This is a genomic window from Pseudomonas sp. PB106, from assembly GCF_009764645.1.
Classification (GTDB): domain Bacteria; phylum Pseudomonadota; class Gammaproteobacteria; order Pseudomonadales; family Pseudomonadaceae; genus Aquipseudomonas.
Genome location: NZ_RWIM01000070.1, coordinates 82,907 through 100,213 on the forward strand (window position 1 = coordinate 82,907; position 17,307 = coordinate 100,213).

The 17,307-nt window shown below is 61.9% G+C and carries 12 protein-coding genes; all 12 read left to right on the top strand.

Annotation, left to right across the window (positions count from 1 at the left end; genetic code table 11):
• The first annotated feature begins 10 nt into the window (after positions 1-10).
• On the top strand, positions 11-1,813 hold the full coding sequence (gene treZ / locus EJA71_RS09450; protein ID WP_158956226.1) for a malto-oligosyltrehalose trehalohydrolase: 1,803 nt from the start codon (positions 11-13) through the stop codon (positions 1,811-1,813).
• Positions 1,810-3,888: a 4-alpha-glucanotransferase gene (malQ, locus tag EJA71_RS09455; protein ID WP_158956228.1), complete on the top strand. Its 2,079-nt coding sequence runs from the start codon at positions 1,810-1,812 to the stop codon at positions 3,886-3,888. The genes treZ and malQ overlap by 4 nt, the downstream gene beginning before the upstream one ends.
• Complete coding sequence (locus EJA71_RS09460) at positions 3,885-6,653, top strand: malto-oligosyltrehalose synthase (RefSeq protein WP_158956230.1); 2,769 nt, start codon at positions 3,885-3,887, stop codon at positions 6,651-6,653. Before malQ ends, EJA71_RS09460 begins: the two co-directional genes overlap by 4 nt.
• Before the next feature lie 27 nt (positions 6,654-6,680).
• Entirely contained in the window at positions 6,681-6,995 is a 315-nt protein-coding gene (locus tag EJA71_RS09465; RefSeq protein ID WP_158956232.1) for a DUF2934 domain-containing protein, read from the top strand.
• A gap of 224 nt (positions 6,996-7,219) precedes the next feature.
• Positions 7,220-9,379, top strand: a complete 2,160-nt coding sequence (glgX, locus tag EJA71_RS09470; RefSeq protein WP_158956234.1) for a glycogen debranching protein GlgX — start codon at positions 7,220-7,222, stop codon at positions 9,377-9,379.
• Position 9,380: 1 nt separating this feature from the next.
• The gene (locus EJA71_RS09475) at positions 9,381-10,379 is read left to right on the top strand and encodes an acyl-CoA dehydrogenase family protein (RefSeq protein WP_158956300.1); all 999 of its coding nucleotides are present in this window, start codon (positions 9,381-9,383) and stop codon (positions 10,377-10,379) included.
• On the top strand, positions 10,376-11,134 hold the full coding sequence (locus EJA71_RS09480) for a PIG-L deacetylase family protein (RefSeq protein ID WP_158956236.1): 759 nt from the start codon (positions 10,376-10,378) through the stop codon (positions 11,132-11,134). The genes EJA71_RS09475 and EJA71_RS09480 overlap by 4 nt, the downstream gene beginning before the upstream one ends.
• Positions 11,131-11,730 (top strand): SAM-dependent methyltransferase, encoded by a 600-nt coding sequence (locus EJA71_RS09485; protein ID WP_158956238.1) that lies wholly within the window; start codon positions 11,131-11,133, stop codon positions 11,728-11,730. The genes EJA71_RS09480 and EJA71_RS09485 overlap by 4 nt, the downstream gene beginning before the upstream one ends.
• A complete protein-coding gene (locus tag EJA71_RS09490) occupies positions 11,727-12,413 on the top strand; it encodes a glycosyltransferase family 2 protein (protein WP_158956240.1) in 687 nt (228 codons plus the stop codon). The genes EJA71_RS09485 and EJA71_RS09490 overlap by 4 nt, the downstream gene beginning before the upstream one ends.
• A 151-nt stretch (positions 12,414-12,564) precedes the next feature.
• Positions 12,565-13,323, top strand: coding sequence for a PIG-L deacetylase family protein (locus tag EJA71_RS09495; RefSeq protein WP_158956241.1), 759 nt, complete (start codon positions 12,565-12,567; stop codon positions 13,321-13,323).
• 198 nt (positions 13,324-13,521) lie between these two features.
• Positions 13,522-14,304: an endonuclease/exonuclease/phosphatase family protein gene (locus EJA71_RS09500; protein WP_158956243.1), complete on the top strand. Its 783-nt coding sequence runs from the start codon at positions 13,522-13,524 to the stop codon at positions 14,302-14,304.
• A 194-nt stretch (positions 14,305-14,498) separates the two neighbouring features.
• Entirely contained in the window at positions 14,499-17,009 is a 2,511-nt protein-coding gene (locus EJA71_RS09505; protein ID WP_158956245.1) for an autotransporter outer membrane beta-barrel domain-containing protein, read from the top strand.
• The last annotated feature ends 298 nt before the right edge of the window (positions 17,010-17,307 follow it).

The following is a 17,307-nucleotide window of genomic DNA, read 5'->3' on the forward strand; positions in this document are numbered from 1 at the left end:
GAGGTCAGCAATGCCGTTACGGTCTACTGAAATCTGGCCACACGGCGCGATCATGCTGGATGCCGAGCACACGCAATTTGCGTTGTGGGCGCCGGATGCGTTTTACGTCAGCGTCGAACTCGCCAACGGCGAGTCTCTGCCGATGCTGCCTCAGGCAGACGGCTGGTTTGTGATCAAGGCCCGCTGTCCGGCGGGCAAGCGTTACCGTTACAACATCGACGGCGAACTGGAGGTGCCGGACCCGGCCTCCAGGGCGCAGGATGGCGACCTCAACCGCCACAGCGTGGTGGTTGATCCACACGCCTATCAATGGCGACACAGTGCCTGGCACGGTCGGCCGTGGAGCGAAGCGGTGATCTACGAGTTGCACGTCGGTGCGCTCGGCGGCTTCGCTGAAGTCGAACAGCATCTGGCGCGCCTCGCCGGCCTTGGGATTACCGCCATCGAACTGATGCCGCTGGCGCAGTTCCCCGGTGATCGCAATTGGGGCTATGACGGTGTCTTGCCCTACGCGCCGCAAGCCTCCTACGGCACCCCGGAACAACTCAAGCACCTGATCGACAGCGCCCACGGCCATGGCTTGGCGGTGATTCTCGACGTGGTCTACAACCACTTCGGCCCCGACGGCAATTATCTGCATCGTTACGCCAAAGGCTTTTTCCGCGAAGACAAACACACGCCGTGGGGCGCGGCGATCGATTTTCGCCGCGACGAAGTGCGCGAGTTCTTCATCGAAAACGCACTCATGTGGCTGCTCGAATACCGTTTCGACGGTCTGCGCCTCGACGCGGTGCATGCCATCGAAGACCCGGATTTCCTCACGGAGATGGCCCAGCGCATCCGCGCACAGATCGACCCGAGCCGTCATGTCTGGCTGACCGTGGAAAACGAACTCAACCAGTCGAGCCTGCTGGAATACGATTACGACGCGCAGTGGAACGATGACGGCCACAACGCCCTGCACGTCCTGCTCACCGGGGAAACCGACGCCTATTACGCCGACTACGCCGCACAACCCACCGAACAATTGGTGCGCTGCCTGAGTCAGGGCTTTGTGTTTCAGGGCCACATCACCCGTCACGGTGAGCCGCGTGGCGAGCCCAGCGAACATTTGCCGTCGACCGCGTTCGTGCTGTTCCTGCAAAACCACGATCAGATCGGCAACCGCGCCTTCGGCGAGCGTCTGCATCATCTGGCCGATCCGCGCGCGGTGCAGGCTGCGACCGTGCTGTTGCTGCTGTCACCGATGATACCGCTGATGTTCATGGGCGACGAATTTGCCGCTGAGCAGCCGTTCCTGTTCTTCACCAGCCACCACGGTGAACTGGCGGAGCTGGTGCGCGAAGGTCGACGCAATGAATTCGCCGCGTTCAGCGCGTTCACCGACCCGCACAAGCGCGAGCAGATACCCGATCCGAACGCCGAAAAAACCTTCCACGACTCACAGCCAAGGCTGATCGGCAATGGCAGCGTAAAACAGCAGGAAACCCTCGCGCTGTACCAGAAGCTCCTGCAATTTCGCCATCAATACATCATTCCCCATCTGTCCGGCACGCACGCACTGGGTGCGCACATGCTCGGTTATGGTGCGGTCAGCGCGCGCTGGCGTCTGGGCAATGGCAGTGAGCTGCGAATTGACCTGAACCTCAGCGACACGCCAGTGGTCAACCCTCCACAGACCGAGGCTGTGTGGTTGTTTCAACAGCCACCCACCGCCGATCTATCGGAATCGGGCGAACTGCCCGCGTATTGCGCGCTTGTCAGCCTCACGGCCGCAACCCCTTTGCAACCTCTGGATGGAGAGCGCCTATGAGCGATGCGCAACTGGAAATTCTTGCCAGCCGAGCCGGCCTCGCCGTCGACTGGATCGACGCCAACGGGCGTCAGCAGAAAGTCGCCCCGGCGGTGCTGCGCAATGTCCTCATCGGCCTTGGCCACCCGGCGAGCACGGCGCAGGAAATCGACGCCAGCCTGCTGGAACTGCAAGCGGTGCAACAAGACCGCCATCTGCCGCCGCTGCTGACCAGCGATGTCGGCGTCGGCGTTGATCTGGCGCGTTATTTCGCCCCGGAAACCCCGTGCGAAATCCACCTCGAAGACGGTTCGCGACTCAACCTCAAACTCGATAGCGAGGCGGTACTGCCCGGGCTGATTCCGGTCGGCTACCAACAAGTGCACATCGCCGATCAATATTTCACCTTGGCCGTGGCGCCGGAGCGCTGCTTCAGTGTCGGCGATGCCGTGGACAATCCGATCCCTCGTGCGTGGGGCCTGAGCGTGCAACTGTATTCATTGCGTCGCCCTGGCGACGGTGGCTTCGGCGACACCCAAGCGCTGGAAGAGCTGGCGCGCGTGGCCGGTGAACGCGGCGCCGAGGCCTTGGCGATCAGCCCGTTGCACGCGATGTTCAGCGCCGACACCGGGCGCTACAGCCCGTATTCGCCGTCCAGTCGCTTGTTCCTCAATTCCCTGTACGCCGCCCCCGGGGCGATTCTCGGCGAACGTGCATTGCGTGACGCAATCGACGCGACAGGTCTGGCCGAACAGTTTGCGCAACTCGAAGACCTCAAACTGATCGATTGGCCAAGCGCCGCCGAGGCTAAACAAAAACTCCTGCAAGCGCTGTACGAAGGTTTCATCGTCGGTGACCATCCGCTGCACCCGGATTTCGCCAGTTTCCGTCACGCCGGTGGCGCAGCGCTGGAAAACCACTGCCGCTTCGAAGCCATCCAGGAGATGCGTGCTGCCCGCAACGAAAGCCTCGACTGGCGCGAATGGCCGGAGGAGTGGCGCGACCCGCGTGGTGCGGCTCTGGGCGCTTTCGCCGAAGAATACGCCGAGCGCATCGGCTACTTTGCCTTCTGCCAATGGCTGATCCACCGTTGCCTGGAACGTGCGCAAACCGCCGCTCGCAGCGCTGGCATGGGCATCGGCCTGATCGCTGATCTGGCGGTCGGGGCCGATGGTGCCGGCAGTCAGGCCTGGAGTTTTCAGGATGAATTGCTCGCCTCGCTCACCGTCGGTGCGCCGCCGGACATTCTCAACCGCTCCGGGCAAGGCTGGGGGATTTCCGCGTTCTCGCCGGAAGGTCTGATCCGCAACGGCTTCCGTGCCTTCATCGACATGCTGCGCGCCAACTTCGCCCATGCCGGCGGCTTGCGCATTGACCACGTGATGGGCCTGCAACGTTTGTGGGTGATTCCCAATGGCGCAGCGCCTGCCGATGGCGCTTATCTGTATTACCCGGTCGACGACCTGCTGCGTTTGCTGACCCTCGAATCCCATCGTCACCAAGCCATCGTCCTCGGCGAAGACCTCGGCACCGTGCCCGACGGCCTGCGCGAAAAACTCATCGCGCGCTCGATGCTCGGCATGCGCGTGCTGCTATTCGAACAGGACAACACCCATTTCAAACCGATTCTCGACTGGCCGGACAACGCACTGGCGACCACCAGCACCCACGATCTGCCGACGCTCAACGGCTGGTGGCATGGTCGCGACATCGACTGGAATGCACGCCTGGGTTTTGTCGATGCCAACGGTGAGATCGAATGGCGCCAGCATCGCCAGCGTGAACGCGAAGGCCTGCGCAGTGCCTTGAGTCAGGACCCGCAGAATTTCCGCGAGGAATCCCACGAGGCCGATCAAGTGGTCGATGCTGCCGTGCGTTTCCTCGGTCACACCCGCGCGCCGCTGGTGCTGCTGCCACTGGAAGACGCGCTGGGCATCAACGAACAAGCGAATTTCCCCGGGACCATCGACACTCACCCGAACTGGTCGCGGCGTTTGCCCGGCACCAGCGAAGCGTTGCTGGATGACGCCGATGCGGCGCGCCGTTTGGAATTACTCGCCTGTGCAAGGCTTCAGGCTGCCGAGCGTGACCAATGAACCAAACGCTTATCCAGCCACTGCGCGCGACCTTGCGCCTGCAATTCCATAAAGGTTTCACCCTCCAACAAGCGGTGCCACTGGTGCCGTATTTCGCTCAATTGGGCATCAGCCACATCTACGCCTCGCCGCTGCTGGCCGCGCGATCGGGTTCGATGCACGGCTACGACGTGGTCGACCCGACCCAAGTCAACCCGGAACTCGGCGGCGAAGCGGCGCTGCGCCGTCTGGTCAGCACCCTGCGCGAACACAACATGGGGCTGATCCTCGACATCGTCTCCAACCACATGGCCGTCGGCGGCAACGACAACCCCTGGTGGCTGGACCTGCTGGAATGGGGACGACTGAGCCCTTACGGCGAGTTCTTCGACATTCAGTGGCACTCGCCCGACCCGCTGATGGAAGGCCAATTGCTGCTGCCATTCCTTGGCAGCGACTACGGCGTCGCGTTGCAGGACGCCACGCTGCAACTGCGCTTCAATCCGCAGACCGGCAGCTTTTACGTCGAGCACTACGACCATCATTTCCCGATCTGCCCGAACGACTACGGCGAGATCCTCAAGCACGAAGAAACGCTGAAGCCGCTTGCCGACCGCTTCAGCACGCTCAGCTATCAATCCGACGCGCACTCGCTGGCGATCCCGCTAAAGGAAGCACTGCGCGACTCGGCGAAGGATCCGCAGGTGCTCCAGGCGATTGAAAGCAACTTGAAGCATTTCGACTCGACCACCGAAGCAGGCTTCGACGCGCTGCATCAGTTGCTGGAGCGCCAAAGCTATCGCCTCGCCAGTTGGCGCACGGCGGCGGATGACATCAACTGGCGGCGTTTTTTCGACATCAACGAACTCGGCGGTTTGCGCGTCGAGCGTCCGGCAGTGTTCGAGGCCACCCACGGCAAAATCTTCCAGTTGATTGAAGAAGGCCTGGTCGACGGTTTGCGCATCGACCACATCGACGGCCTCGCCGACCCGCGCGGCTACTGCCGCAAACTGCGCCGGCGCGTGGATTCGCTGGCACCGGGTCGGCACTTGCCGATCTACGTCGAGAAAATTCTCGGCGCCGGCGAAACCTTGCATCGCGATTGGTCGGTGGACGGCACCACCGGCTATGAATTCATGAATCAGTTGTCGCTGCTGCAACACGATCCCGACGGCGAATACGTCCTCGGCGACCTGTGGCAGCGGCGCACCGAACGCCCCGCGGCGTTTATCGAAGAAGCACAACTGGCACGTCAGCAAATCCTCAACGGCTCGCTGGCCAGCGATTGCGAAAGCGTCGCCCAAGCCTTGTTGCAAGTGGCTCGCGATGACTTGATGACCCGCGACCTCACCCTCGGTGCGATCCGCCGGGTGCTGCAGGCGCTGATCGTGCACTTCCCGGTCTACCGCACTTACATCAGCGCCATGGGCCGTTCGGCGCAGGACGAAGGGTTTTTCCAGCAGGCCATGGACGGTGCCCGGCAAACCCTGGGCGAAGCCGACTGGCCGGTGCTCGATTGCGTCGCCGCCTGGCTCGGTGGCACGCCGTGGCGGCGCAAACCGCGCGGGCGTTCACGCAAGATCCTCAAGCATGCCTGCGTACGTTTTCAGCAACTGACTTCGCCCGCCGCCGCCAAAGCCGTCGAAGACACTGCCTTGTATCGTTCGGCGGTGCTGCTGTCGCGCAATGACGTCGGCTACAACACCGAGCAGTTCAGCGCCCCGGTCAGCGACTTCCATGAGGTCAATCAGCAGCGCTTCGCCGAGTTCCCGGACAACCTGCTGGCCACCGCCACCCATGATCACAAACGTGGCGAAGACACCCGTGCACGACTCGCCGTGCTCAGCGAACGCAGCCACTGGTACGCCGAACAGATCGAACTGTGGCGCGCCCTCGCCCGCCCTGTGCGCAGTGATGATCAGCTGCCGTCGAGCGGCGATGAGCTGATCCTCTATCAAGCCTTGCTCGGCAGTTGGCCGCTGGATTTGAGCGATGACGATCAGGCCGGGTTCGCCGACTACGCCAAACGTATCTGGCAGTGGCAACAGAAAGCCCTGCGTGAAGCCAAGCTGCAAAGCAGTTGGAGCGCTCCCAATGAAGCCTACGAAAACGCCGCGCAGGCGTTCACCGAAAAACTGCTCACTGGCGACGAAGGCGAACTGCTGCGCGCCGCGCTGAGCAAGACCGTCAACAGCATCGCTGCGGCTGGCGCGCTCAACGGCTTGGCGCAAACCTTGCTGCGCATGACCGTGCCGGGGGTGCCGGATCTGTATCAGGGCAATGAGTATTGGGATTTCAGCCTGGTCGATCCGGACAATCGCCGGCCGGTGGATTACGCCGCCCGTGAGCAGGCACTGCACGAGGCATTGCCGATTGCACAGCTGCTGCCGGACTGGCGTGACGGGCGCATCAAGCAAGCCTTGATCGCCGCTGTGCTGAACCTGCGCCTTGAACACGCCGAGCTGTTTCGGCGTGGCACTTACCAGCCTTTGGAGGTGCTGGGCAATCAGGCGCACAACGTGCTCGCGTTTGCCCGCGAACACGAGGGGAAACAGGCCATCGTGATCGTGCCGATCCGTTGCGCCACACTGCTGGAAAACAGTGCTGTACCTCAGGTGGATGCGCTGCACTGGGGCGATACGCGAGTGGTTTTACCGTTCGCCGCCTCTGACACAAACCTGAAGGGACTTTTTTCAACCGCAGCAGTCACAAAAAACAGGGAGCTGAATATCAGCGACGCGCTGGGGGATGTCCCGGTCAATCTCTTTATCCAACACTTAACGTAAGCACGAGTTCAGTTCAGGAGCATTGCGATGAGTACCGACGATAAACGCATTCGCGAATTCGCCTATCAAATCTGGGAGTCGGAAGGTCAGCCGGACGGCCAAGAGGAGCGCCACTGGGAGATGGCGCGCAAACTGGCAGAGGCCGAAGCACTGGCACCGAAGAAGCCGCCTAAGGCCGCTGGCAGCAAGGCTGCGGGCAAGACCGCCGAACCCAAGGCGCCGGCCGCCAAACCGAAACCGCCGGCCAAAGCCAAACCGGCGGGCGCTGCAAAAGTGATTCCCCCGGGCGAAAAAGCCGCTGAGAAAAAGCCCAAGGCGCCGCGAAAGCCTTCGGCGATCTGACGCTAACCGGATTATCGAACTGAATGAATGTGTGGCGGGCTTGCTCGCCACCGGGGACGCCTTCGTCCTCAAGAAACCCACAAGTCCCTTGTAGGAGTGAGCCTGCTCGCGATTGCGATCTGACATCCAGCACGGATGTCGACTGATAGAACGCTATCGCGAGCAGGCTCACTCCTACAGGGTGTTGTGTCAGCCCAGAATTCACCCGATTTGCAGGAGCAATCATGACCCGTCCAAAGAAAGCCGAACCCACCGCGCACGCCGAACCGTCGAGAATCCGTGAAGGTCTGCCCTTCCCGCTCGGTGCGACCTGGGATGGTCTGGGGGTCAACTTTGCGCTGTTTTCCGCCAACGCCACCAAGGTCGAACTGTGCATCTTCGACGATGCCGGCGAAGTCGAACTCGAACGCATCGAACTGCCGGAATACACCGACGAGATCTATCACGGCTACCTGCCCGATGCGCATCCGGGGCTGATCTACGGCTACCGCGTCTACGGCCCGTATGACCCGGCCAATGGGCACCGTTTCAACCACAACAAATTGCTTATCGACCCGTACGCCAAGCAACTCGTGGGTGAACTGAAATGGTCGGAAGCGCTGTTCGGCTACACCATCGGCCACCCCGACGCCGACCTCAGTTTCGATGAACGCGACAGCGCGCCGTTCGTGCCCAAGTGCAAAGTCATCGACCCGGCGCATACCTGGGGCAACGACCAGCGCGTCAGTGTGCCGTGGGACAAAACCATCATTTACGAAACCCATGTCCGCGGCATCAGCATGCGTCACCCCTCGGTGCCGGAAAACGTGCGTGGCACCTTTGCCGGTCTGATGAATGACGATGTGCTCAAACACATTCGCAGCGTCGGCGTATCGTCGGTCGAGTTGCTGCCGATTCACGCCTTCGTCAACGACCAGCATTTGCTGCACAAAGGCATGACCAACTATTGGGGCTACAACAGCATCGCCTTCTTCGCCCCGGACCCACGCTACTTGGCCAGCGGCAAGATCGCCGAGTTCAAGGAGATGGTTGCGCACCTGCACGAAGCCAATCTCGAAGTGATCCTCGACGTGGTCTACAACCACACCGCCGAGGGCAACGAACAAGGCCCGACCCTGTCGATGCGCGGTATCGACAACGCCTCGTACTACCGCTTGATGCCCGACGACAAACGCTTCTACATCAACGATTCCGGGACCGGTAACACCCTCGACCTGAGCCACCCGTGCGTGCTGCAAATGGTCACCGACTCCCTGCGTTATTGGGCCAGCGAGATGCACGTCGACGGTTTCCGCTTCGATCTGGCGACCATTCTCGGGCGTTATCACGACGGTTTCGACGAGCGCCACAGCTTCCTCGTCGCTTGCCGCCAAGACCCGGTGCTGCGTCAGGTGAAAATGATTGCCGAACCGTGGGACTGTGGCCCCGGCGGCTATCAGGTCGGCAACTTCCCGCCGGGCTGGGTCGAATGGAACGACAAGTTTCGCGACACCGTGCGCGCCTTCTGGAAAGGTGATGACGGTCAGGTTGCAGACTTCGCCAGCCGCATGACCGCCTCCGGCGAGATGTTCAATCAGCGTGGACGCCGGCCGTATTCGTCGGTGAACTTCATCACCGCCCACGACGGTTTCACCCTTAATGATCTGGTCTCGTACAACGACAAGCACAACGAAGCCAACGACGAAAACAATCAGGACGGCAGCAACAACAACCTGTCGTGGAACCACGGCGTCGAAGGCCCGACCGACGACCCCGAAATCAATGAGCTGCGTCATCGGCAGATGCGCAATTTCTTCGCCACGCTCCTGCTCTCTCAGGGCACGCCGATGATCGTCGCCGGCGATGAATTCGCCCGCACCCAGGACGGCAACAACAACGCCTACTGTCAGGACAGCGAAATCGGTTGGGTCAACTGGGACCTGAGCGAAGACGGCAAGGCGCTGCTGAAATTCGTCAAACGCCTGATCAAGTTGCGTCTGGCCTATCCGATCCTGCGTCGCGGACGCTTCCTAGTCGGCGAGTACAACGAGGACATCGGCGTCAAAGACGTGACCTGGCTGGCGCCCGACGCCACCGAGATGACCACCGAGCACTGGCACGACGCGCACAATCGCTGCCTCGGCATGCTGCTGGATGGCCGTGCGCAGGAAACCGGGATTCGCCGCAAGGGTGGCGACGCGACGTTGCTGCTGGTGGTCAACGCCCATCATGACATCGTCAACTTCACTCTGCCGGAAGTGCCGGACGGCGGTTTCTGGACGTGCATGATCGACACCAATCAACCGGCGATCCGTGGTCAGGAACGCTTCGAGTTCGGCCACGAATACTCGGTCACCGGACGCTCGTTGCTGCTGTTCGAACTGCAACGCGATGAAGAAGACTGATATGGACCTGCACAGTTATCTCGCCCGCCGAACGCCGGACTACGCCGACACTGCCGCCCTCGGCAGTTGCCTGCGAGCGCTGGTCGAGGCCGGGCTGGATCGCCTGCCGTTACCTGGCAGCGGCTATACGCTGGAGCGCTTTCAGCGGCTGGCCGAAGTCGGCGGGCACGATCTGGGCTTGTGCAAACTGTACGAGGGCCACACCGACGCGCTGGCGATCATCGAGCAACTCGGCGGCTCGCCAACCCCCGGCAGTACGTGGGGAATGTGGGCGGCCGAACCGCCGCAGGCGCGGGTGAAAGTGACGCCGGTCGGGCACATGGTCGCGCTGAATGGGCGCAAAGCGTGGTGTTCCGGCGCGGCAGTGTTGAGTCACGCATTGCTCACCGCATGGGACGCGGACGATCAGCAACAACTGGTCGCCGTGGCGCTCGACCAACCCGGCGTGACGGTCACCGATCAAGGCTGGCAAGCCGTCGGCATGGGCGCCACCGGCAGCGTTGAAGTGCTGTTCGACGACGCCGAAGCCCAAGCCATCGGCAATCCCGGCGATTACCTGCAACGTCCAGGCTTCTGGCAAGGCGGGATCGGCATTGCCGCCTGCTGGTATGGCGCCGCGCAGCAGATCGCCGAACGCTTGCGTAAACAGTGCGAGCAACGCGAAGAGCCCCACGCCCTCGCCCATCTCGGCGCGGTCGACGCAGCCCTGCAAGCGGCGGCTGATGTGTTGCGTTGCAGTGCCCTGCACATTGATGCGCAACCCGACGCCGACGCGCAATTACTCGCCCGCCGCGCCCGTGCGGTGGTGGAGCAATCCGCCGAACAGGTCATGCGTGAAGTCGGTCGCGCCCTCGGTGCCGGGCCCTTTTGCAAGGATCGCCAGTTCGCCCGGCTGATCGCTGATCTGCCGGTGTTCCTGCGTCAAAGCCATGCTGAACGCGACCTCGCCGCCCTCGGCCAGACAGTGGCCAGCCAAGCCGCAGAGGTCTGGTCGCTATGAACGACAATCCGATTGTCGGCCAGGGCACCTCGCTGCAGCAGTGGCAAGGTTCGCGGCAGTTGGCGCAGCTGGAGAGTATCGACGTCCTCAGTCTTGTGCCGGCGAATGCACGGGCAGTCATTGTCGCGCCGCACCCGGACGATGAAATCCTCGGTTGTGGTGGTTTGCTGCAATTGCTCGCGGCAGCCGGCCGACCGTTGCAACTGATCTCGGTCACCGATGGCAGCGCCAGCCATCCTGGCTCTGAACGTTGGCCGGTCGAGCGCCTGAGCATCGTGCGCCCGCAAGAGTCCGCCGAAGCCCTGCGCCGTCTCGGCCTGCCAATGCACAGCCTGAAATGGTTGCGTGGCGGCTTCACCGACACCCAAGTTGCCGCGCAGGAACAAGCCCTTTGCGCCTTCATCGAAAGCCATCTGCGCCCCGGCGACGTGGTATTCACCACGTGGCGCGAGGACGGCCACAGTGATCACGAAGCCGTGGGCCGCGCCAGTGCTGAAGCCGCCCGGCGCGTCGGCGCGATCTGCCACGAGTTGCCGGTGTGGACCTGGCACTGGGCGACACCGGAAGACGCCGTGGTGCCGTGGCAACGAGCGCGCAAGATTCTCCTGTCGCCCGCGCAGATCGCCCGCAAACGCCACGCGGTGCATGCCTTCGCCAGCCAGTTGGAAGGCGATCCCGACGTCGGACTCGCGCCAGTGCTCGCGCCGTATGTGATTGATCGTTTGCTGCAGCCTTTTGAGGTGGTGTTTTTATGAGCGTCGAGGACCGTTATTTCGAAGGCCTGTTCGCTGGCAACGACGATCCCTGGGCGTTCCGCCAGCGCTGGTACGAGCAACGCAAGCGCGCAATCACCCTCGCCGCGCTGCCGCGTGCGCACTATCGGGCGATCTTCGAGGCTGGCTGCGCCAATGGCGAGTTGAGCGCTGAACTGGCGAGTCGCTGCGATCGGCTGTTGTGTTGCGACACCGCAGCGGCGGCGGTGAATCTGGCGCGGACCCGACTTGGCCTTTTCGACCACGCCGAAGTGCGCCAAAGTCGTCTGCCGGGCGACTGGCCGGAGGAAAAATTCGACCTGATTGTATTTAGCGAGATCGGCTACTACCTCGATGGCAATGATCTGACAGAGATGATCCGTCGGGCCAGTGACAGCCTGACGGCGGACGGCCAATTGCTCGCCTGTCACTGGCGCCCGCCCATCGACGACTGCCCGCTGAATGCGCGACAGGTTCACGACCTGATTCATGAACGCCTGGGGCTGCCGCGTCTGGTGCTGCATCAGGAAGCGGATTTCATCCTTGAAGTGTGGAGCCGCGAGCCACGTTCGGTGGCCGCGCTGGAGGGCTTGCGATGATCGGCATTCTGATCCCGGCGCACAACGAAGAAGAACACCTCGACGAATGCCTGAGCGCGGCGCTGCGGGCCGCCCGGCACGGCTTGCTCGCCGGCGAGCGCGTCGAAGTGCTGGTGGTGCTCGACAGTTGCACCGATCGCTCGGCGCAAATCGTCGCTGGCTATCCCGTCATGAGCCTTGAGATCGCCGCGCGCAATGTCGGTCAGGCTCGCGCTGCCGGGGCGCACGTGCTGCTGGAACGCGGCGCACGCTGGATCTCCTGCACCGACGCCGACAGCCGCGTGGCCGACGACTGGCTGGTGGCGCAATTGGGCCTGGGCGCCGATGCGGTGTGCGGCACCGTGACCGTCGAGCGCTGGCATGAGTCCTTCGATGAAGCGGCGCAGATCCGCTATCACAGCCACTACCAGGCGCGTGACGGTCATCGGCATATCCACGGTGCCAACCTGGGCGTCAGCGCTGAAGCCTATCGCTGGGCCGGCGGTTTTGAACCGCTGACCTGCCACGAAGACGTGCAACTGGTGCGGCAACTGGAAGCCTGCGGCGCCAACATTGCCTGGAGCCATCGACCACAGGTGCACACCAGCGCCCGCCTCGACAGTCGGGCGCCGGGCGGATTTGGTGATTTTTTGCGAAACATGGCGCAGCTGGAACAAAAAAATACGGATCAGATTGATCTGTGACGCGACGAATCCAGTGTCTTGAGCAATACTCTGCCACGCGGTAATCCAAGGGTTGGAGCGCCGCACAGTTGCTATCACTCCGCCTTCACGGGTCGTGGACAGCCGTTTCGGCACATGACTGAGGGCAAGACACAACAAGGACGTCACAGCCATGAAATTGTCATCTCTGGGCGAAAGCAGCCTGCCAGGGCAAATCTGGAACAGCGCGGCACAACTCGACAACATTCCCGTGATCAACACCCGCAGTCTGGTGCCTGAAGGCGCGCGCGCGGTGGTCATCGCGCCCCACCCCGGCGATGAAGTGGTGACCTGCGGTGGCCTGTTGCAGTTACTGTCCAGCCTCGGCCATCCCCTGCAATTGCTCTCGATTACCGACGGCAGCGCCAGCCATCCCGGTTCGCGGCAATGGTCGGAAAAACGCCTGAGTGTGTTCCGCCCGCAGGAAAGCGTCGAAGCCCTGCGCCGCCTCGGCTTGCCGATGCACAGCCTGAAATGGGTGCGCGGTGGCTTTACCGATACCGCACTGGCTGAGCAGGAAGCGCAAGTGACCGAGTTCATCAGCCGTTACCTGCGCCCGGGAGACGTAGTGTTCAGCACTTGGCGCGGCGACGGCGTCGATGACCACGAAGCCGTGGGTCGCGCCAGTGCGCAAGCGGCTGAACGGATGGGCGCAACCTTTCATGATGTGCCCGTCTGGGCCTGGCACTGGCCCGAACGCGAGCAGCCACTGATCCCGTGGGATCGCGCACGCAAAATCCGTCTCGACAGCTGGACCGTCGCGCGCAAAAGCCACGCCACCCACGCCTACGCCAGCCAGCTCAAAGGAGAGCCTGCGATCGGCATCGCACCGATGCTGCCGCCGGTGCTGTTGGAGCGGATGCGCTTGCCGTATGAAATTGTGTTCGTGTGAATCTCTGCAACTCCTGTGGGAGCTGGCTTGCCAGCGATAGCAATAGCTCAGGCGATTGAGAAGCCGAATGTTATGGCCCCATCGCTGGCAAGCCAGCTCCCACAGGGGGTGCGTTGTTCTTCACTGAATCTTCGGAAGGAACTGTCGCCGCATCGCATCAGTCGCATGAATAAGCAGTCAGGATTCAGAGGAGTGAACGTGTCCAGCGATCCCAAGCGTCATCCCGTCGACGCGCCCGTCATTCATCGCATGCGCGTGTTGACGGTCAACACCCACAAAGGCTTCACCGCGCTGAACAGGCGTTTCATCCTGCCCGAACTGCGTGAGGCAGTCCGCAGCACCTCGGCGGATCTGGTGTTCTTGCAGGAAGTGGTCGGCGAACACGAGCGCCACTCCAGCCGCTACAACGAATGGCCGCAGACCTCGCAGTACGAATTCCTCGCCGACAGCATGTGGAGCGATTTCGCCTACGGACGCAATGCGGTGTACCCCGACGGCCATCACGGCAACGCGCTGCTGTCGAAATACCCGATTCGCGAATTCCGCAACCTCGATGTGTCGATCACCGGCCCCGAACGCCGGGGCCTGTTGCACTGTGTGCTGGATGTGCCAGGGCACGCGGAAGTGCATGCGATCTGCGTGCACTTGAGCCTTCTCGAAAGCCATCGCCAGTTGCAGCTGCAATTGCTCTGTCAGTTGCTCGAATCGTTGCCGGACGATGCGCCAGTGATCATCGCGGGCGACTTCAACGACTGGCAATTGCAGGGCAACGCCGCCCTCGCCCGGCGCGACTACTTGCACGAAGCCTTCGAACGTCATCATGGCCGTCCGGCCAAGACCTATCCGGCACGATTCCCGTTGTTGCGACTTGACCGAATCTATCTGCGCAACGCCAGCAGCCATGACCCGCAGATTCTCGGCAACAAGCCGTGGACGCACCTGTCGGATCACTTGCCGTTGGCGGTGGAAGTGCATCTCTGATCGCGATTTTGACCAGACCGTTGGTCAGCCTTGCTTGAACCATGGGCAAAAGCAACTACACCTAAATCAGCTCAAGGAGTAGCGCATTCAATCCGTTAGGCCATGATTCTGAGGTAAGGCATCAGCTGCGGTTGATGTCCGTCTCATGGCCTGCACAAGGATGAATTCCCCGAATTTTGTTGTAGGGAATTGCCATGACGCGCTACGCCAGATGCCGGCGGCTATTGCCGCACGTTATTTTCCTGCCTGCCTCCCTTTTGATACTCCATAGCTCCCCCGCCTCCGCCGCCTGCAACCTCGTCGCCGGTCCGGGCAACGACGCGTTCACCTGCGACAGTGGCACCAGTGGCTCGCTGACCGACCTGTCCGGCAATAACAGCCTGACCTTCCCCGTTACCGGCAGCGGCCAGATCAATGGCAACGTGACCTTTGGCGGTGGTACTGATCGGGTCGACATGAGTTCGGGAGTGATCACCGGTGCGGTCAGCCAAGGCAACGGCATCGATGATTTCGTCATGAGCGGCGGCTCGATCGGCTCCCTCGCCCAAGGCGACAGCCGCGACACGTTCCTGATGACCGGTGGCACCATCGTCGGCGCATTCGAGGACGGAGACGTCGCACGCATGACCGGCGGCAGCATTGGCCGTGTCGACATGAAACTCGACAATAATATCTTCGACCTGTCTGGCGGACAGATCATCGGCAACCTGGTCACCGGATTTGGCACCGATACCATCATCGTCTCCGGCGGGCGGATTGGCGGCAACATCAGCGTCAGTGGGGGCAACGACAGCATCACCGTGACTGGCGGCGAAATCGTTGGCGAGATCCGCGCGAGTGTCGGCGACGACCGTTTGCTCTGGGACGGCGGCGGCATCATCCGTTCGGCGATTCTGCTGGACGTCGGCAATGACAGCGCCACCCTGCGCAACCTCGATGACAACATTTTCGCGTTAACGCCCAGCATTGATGGCGGTGTCGGCAGCGACACTCTGAACTTCGACAATGTCCGCACGGCCCTTCCCGCACGCTTCATAAACTGGGAAACAGTGAACCTGAGCAACGGCTCACAACTGGATATGGGTTCGAGCAATCTGGCCTTGGGTGATGCAGGCACAGGCAGCGGTGTGCTGAATGTCGATGCCAGCAGTAGCGTATTTTCGACGCAGGGCTCGGTGTTGCCAGCAGTCGCGGGGCAAGCCGTGACCTTCAACAACGCGGGGATTATCGACCTGACGCGCAACAACAGCCGCACCGACGATACGTTGACCGTGCAAGGCAATTACGTCGGTAACAACGGCCAGTTGCTGCTGCAAAGCGTGGTCGGTGGCGATGACTCGCCGAGCGACAAACTGGTGGTCAACAACGGCAGCCTCAATGGCGCCACGGTGATCAGTGTGAGCAATCTCGGCGGCGTCGGCGGACTGACGCAAGCCAACGGCATTCAACTGGTGCAGGCCCAGGGCAGCACGGTCAGCACCGAGAACGCGTTCACTCTCAACGGCCCGGTCTCCGCCGGAGCTTACGATTACTATCTGTTCAAGGGCGGCGTCACGGCGGGCACGGAAAACAGTTGGTATCTGCGTTCCGCAATAGTCGCTCCGCAAGTCGTCAGCGTGCCCAATCCTGATCCGGGCCTGCCGCCGATTCTGGTGCCGGTGGTCGCCGCCCCGGTCGCGGCAATCGCCCCTGCGGGCAGCCCGCCATTGCCAGTGCTGCCGGCAGCGGTCGCCGGGGCCGAGCCGATTCCCTTGTACCGCCCCGAAGTGCCGACCTGGTCGGTGTTGCCGCCCGCTGCCGCGCAACTGACCCTGAACGCCTTGGGCACCTTCCATGACCGTCAGGGCGATCAGCGTCTGCTCAGTGAAACCGGTGCGTTCGGCGCGGGTTGGGGTCGGGTCTACGGGAAGAATTTCGATCAGACCTGGGCCGGCACGGTCACGCCGCGCCTGGACGGATCGCTCAACGGCTTCCAGGTCGGCAATGACCTGTACAGTTCGCTGACCTCTGGCGGGCAGACGCAACGCCTCGGTTTCTTCGTCGGCCATAGCCGTTTGCAAGGCGACGTCGACGGTTTCAACGAAGGATTTCAAGACAACAGCGCCGGCAAGATCAAACTCGAAGGCGACAGCTACGGCCTGTACTGGACGCTGACCGATCCGAACGGCTGGTACGTCGATACCGTGATCATGGGCACCCGCTTCGATGGCGATAACCGCTCTGATCGCGGACTCAAACTGGACAACCGCGGGCATGCCCTGACGGTTTCCGCCGAGGCCGGTTATCCCTTGCCGATCAACGACACCTGGGTGGTCGAGCCGCAAGCACAAGTCATCCACCAGAAAATTTCCCTCGACAGCCAAGACGATGGGGTCTCACGGGTCTCGTTCGATTCCGACGGTGCCTGGACCGGGCGCCTGGGCGCGCGGCTCAAGGGTGGTTATCAAATCAGTGGTTTGCCGGTGGAACCGTATCTGCGCGCAAACCTGTGGCACACCTTTTCCGGTCGCGATTCGGTGACATTCGGCGACAGTGACGTGATCAGCACCGAGCAAAAATCATCGACCGCTGACATCGGTCTCGGCGTAGTCGTAACCCTCGACCGCGCCGTCAGTGTGTACGCCAGTACCGATTACAGCCGCAATATTGACAGCAATGACCTTCGTGGCGTGGTCGGCAATCTCGGTGTGCGCATCAGTTGGTAGACCTTCCGTCGGAGATAAAACGGCTCTAACACGGGGCATGCACAGCGATTCTCCCTACAAACAACCACTTAGTTATGTGCAGAAAAACAAACGCTTGCAAATCATCTTTTGCTACTACCGCTCATCGTTCAATTTCTTGACGGGCGCACTGCACTCTTCTTATCTCTACCTTACTACCCCCGGAATCACTACCCGGGACGAGCCTTCGGACACTCGTGAAATCGAGCGGCCACGGTTCGCCCCGCTCCATTCGGTCGCCCCTCGTTCGGGGTAGGAGAGACGCCACACAGAGAGAATG

Bases quoted from the DNA above. Each gene is read 5' to 3' on its own strand.
- EJA71_RS09465 (WP_158956232.1), top strand. From the start codon at position 6,681: ATGAGTACCGACGATAAACGCATTCGCGAATTCGCCTATCAAATCTGG.
- EJA71_RS09485 (WP_158956238.1), top strand. From the start codon at position 11,131: ATGAGCGTCGAGGACCGTTATTTCGAAGGCCTGTTCGCTGGCAACGAC.
- EJA71_RS09480 (WP_158956236.1), top strand. From the start codon at position 10,376: ATGAACGACAATCCGATTGTCGGCCAGGGCACCTCGCTGCAGCAGTGG.
- EJA71_RS09475 (WP_158956300.1), top strand. From the start codon at position 9,381: ATGGACCTGCACAGTTATCTCGCCCGCCGAACGCCGGACTACGCCGAC.
- glgX (WP_158956234.1), top strand. From the start codon at position 7,220: ATGACCCGTCCAAAGAAAGCCGAACCCACCGCGCACGCCGAACCGTCG.
- EJA71_RS09505 (WP_158956245.1), top strand. From the start codon at position 14,499: ATGACGCGCTACGCCAGATGCCGGCGGCTATTGCCGCACGTTATTTTC.
- treZ (WP_158956226.1), top strand. From the start codon at position 11: ATGCCGTTACGGTCTACTGAAATCTGGCCACACGGCGCGATCATGCTG.
- EJA71_RS09495 (WP_158956241.1), top strand. From the start codon at position 12,565: ATGAAATTGTCATCTCTGGGCGAAAGCAGCCTGCCAGGGCAAATCTGG.
- EJA71_RS09460 (WP_158956230.1), top strand. From the start codon at position 3,885: ATGAACCAAACGCTTATCCAGCCACTGCGCGCGACCTTGCGCCTGCAA.
- malQ (WP_158956228.1), top strand. From the start codon at position 1,810: ATGAGCGATGCGCAACTGGAAATTCTTGCCAGCCGAGCCGGCCTCGCC.
- EJA71_RS09490 (WP_158956240.1), top strand. From the start codon at position 11,727: ATGATCGGCATTCTGATCCCGGCGCACAACGAAGAAGAACACCTCGAC.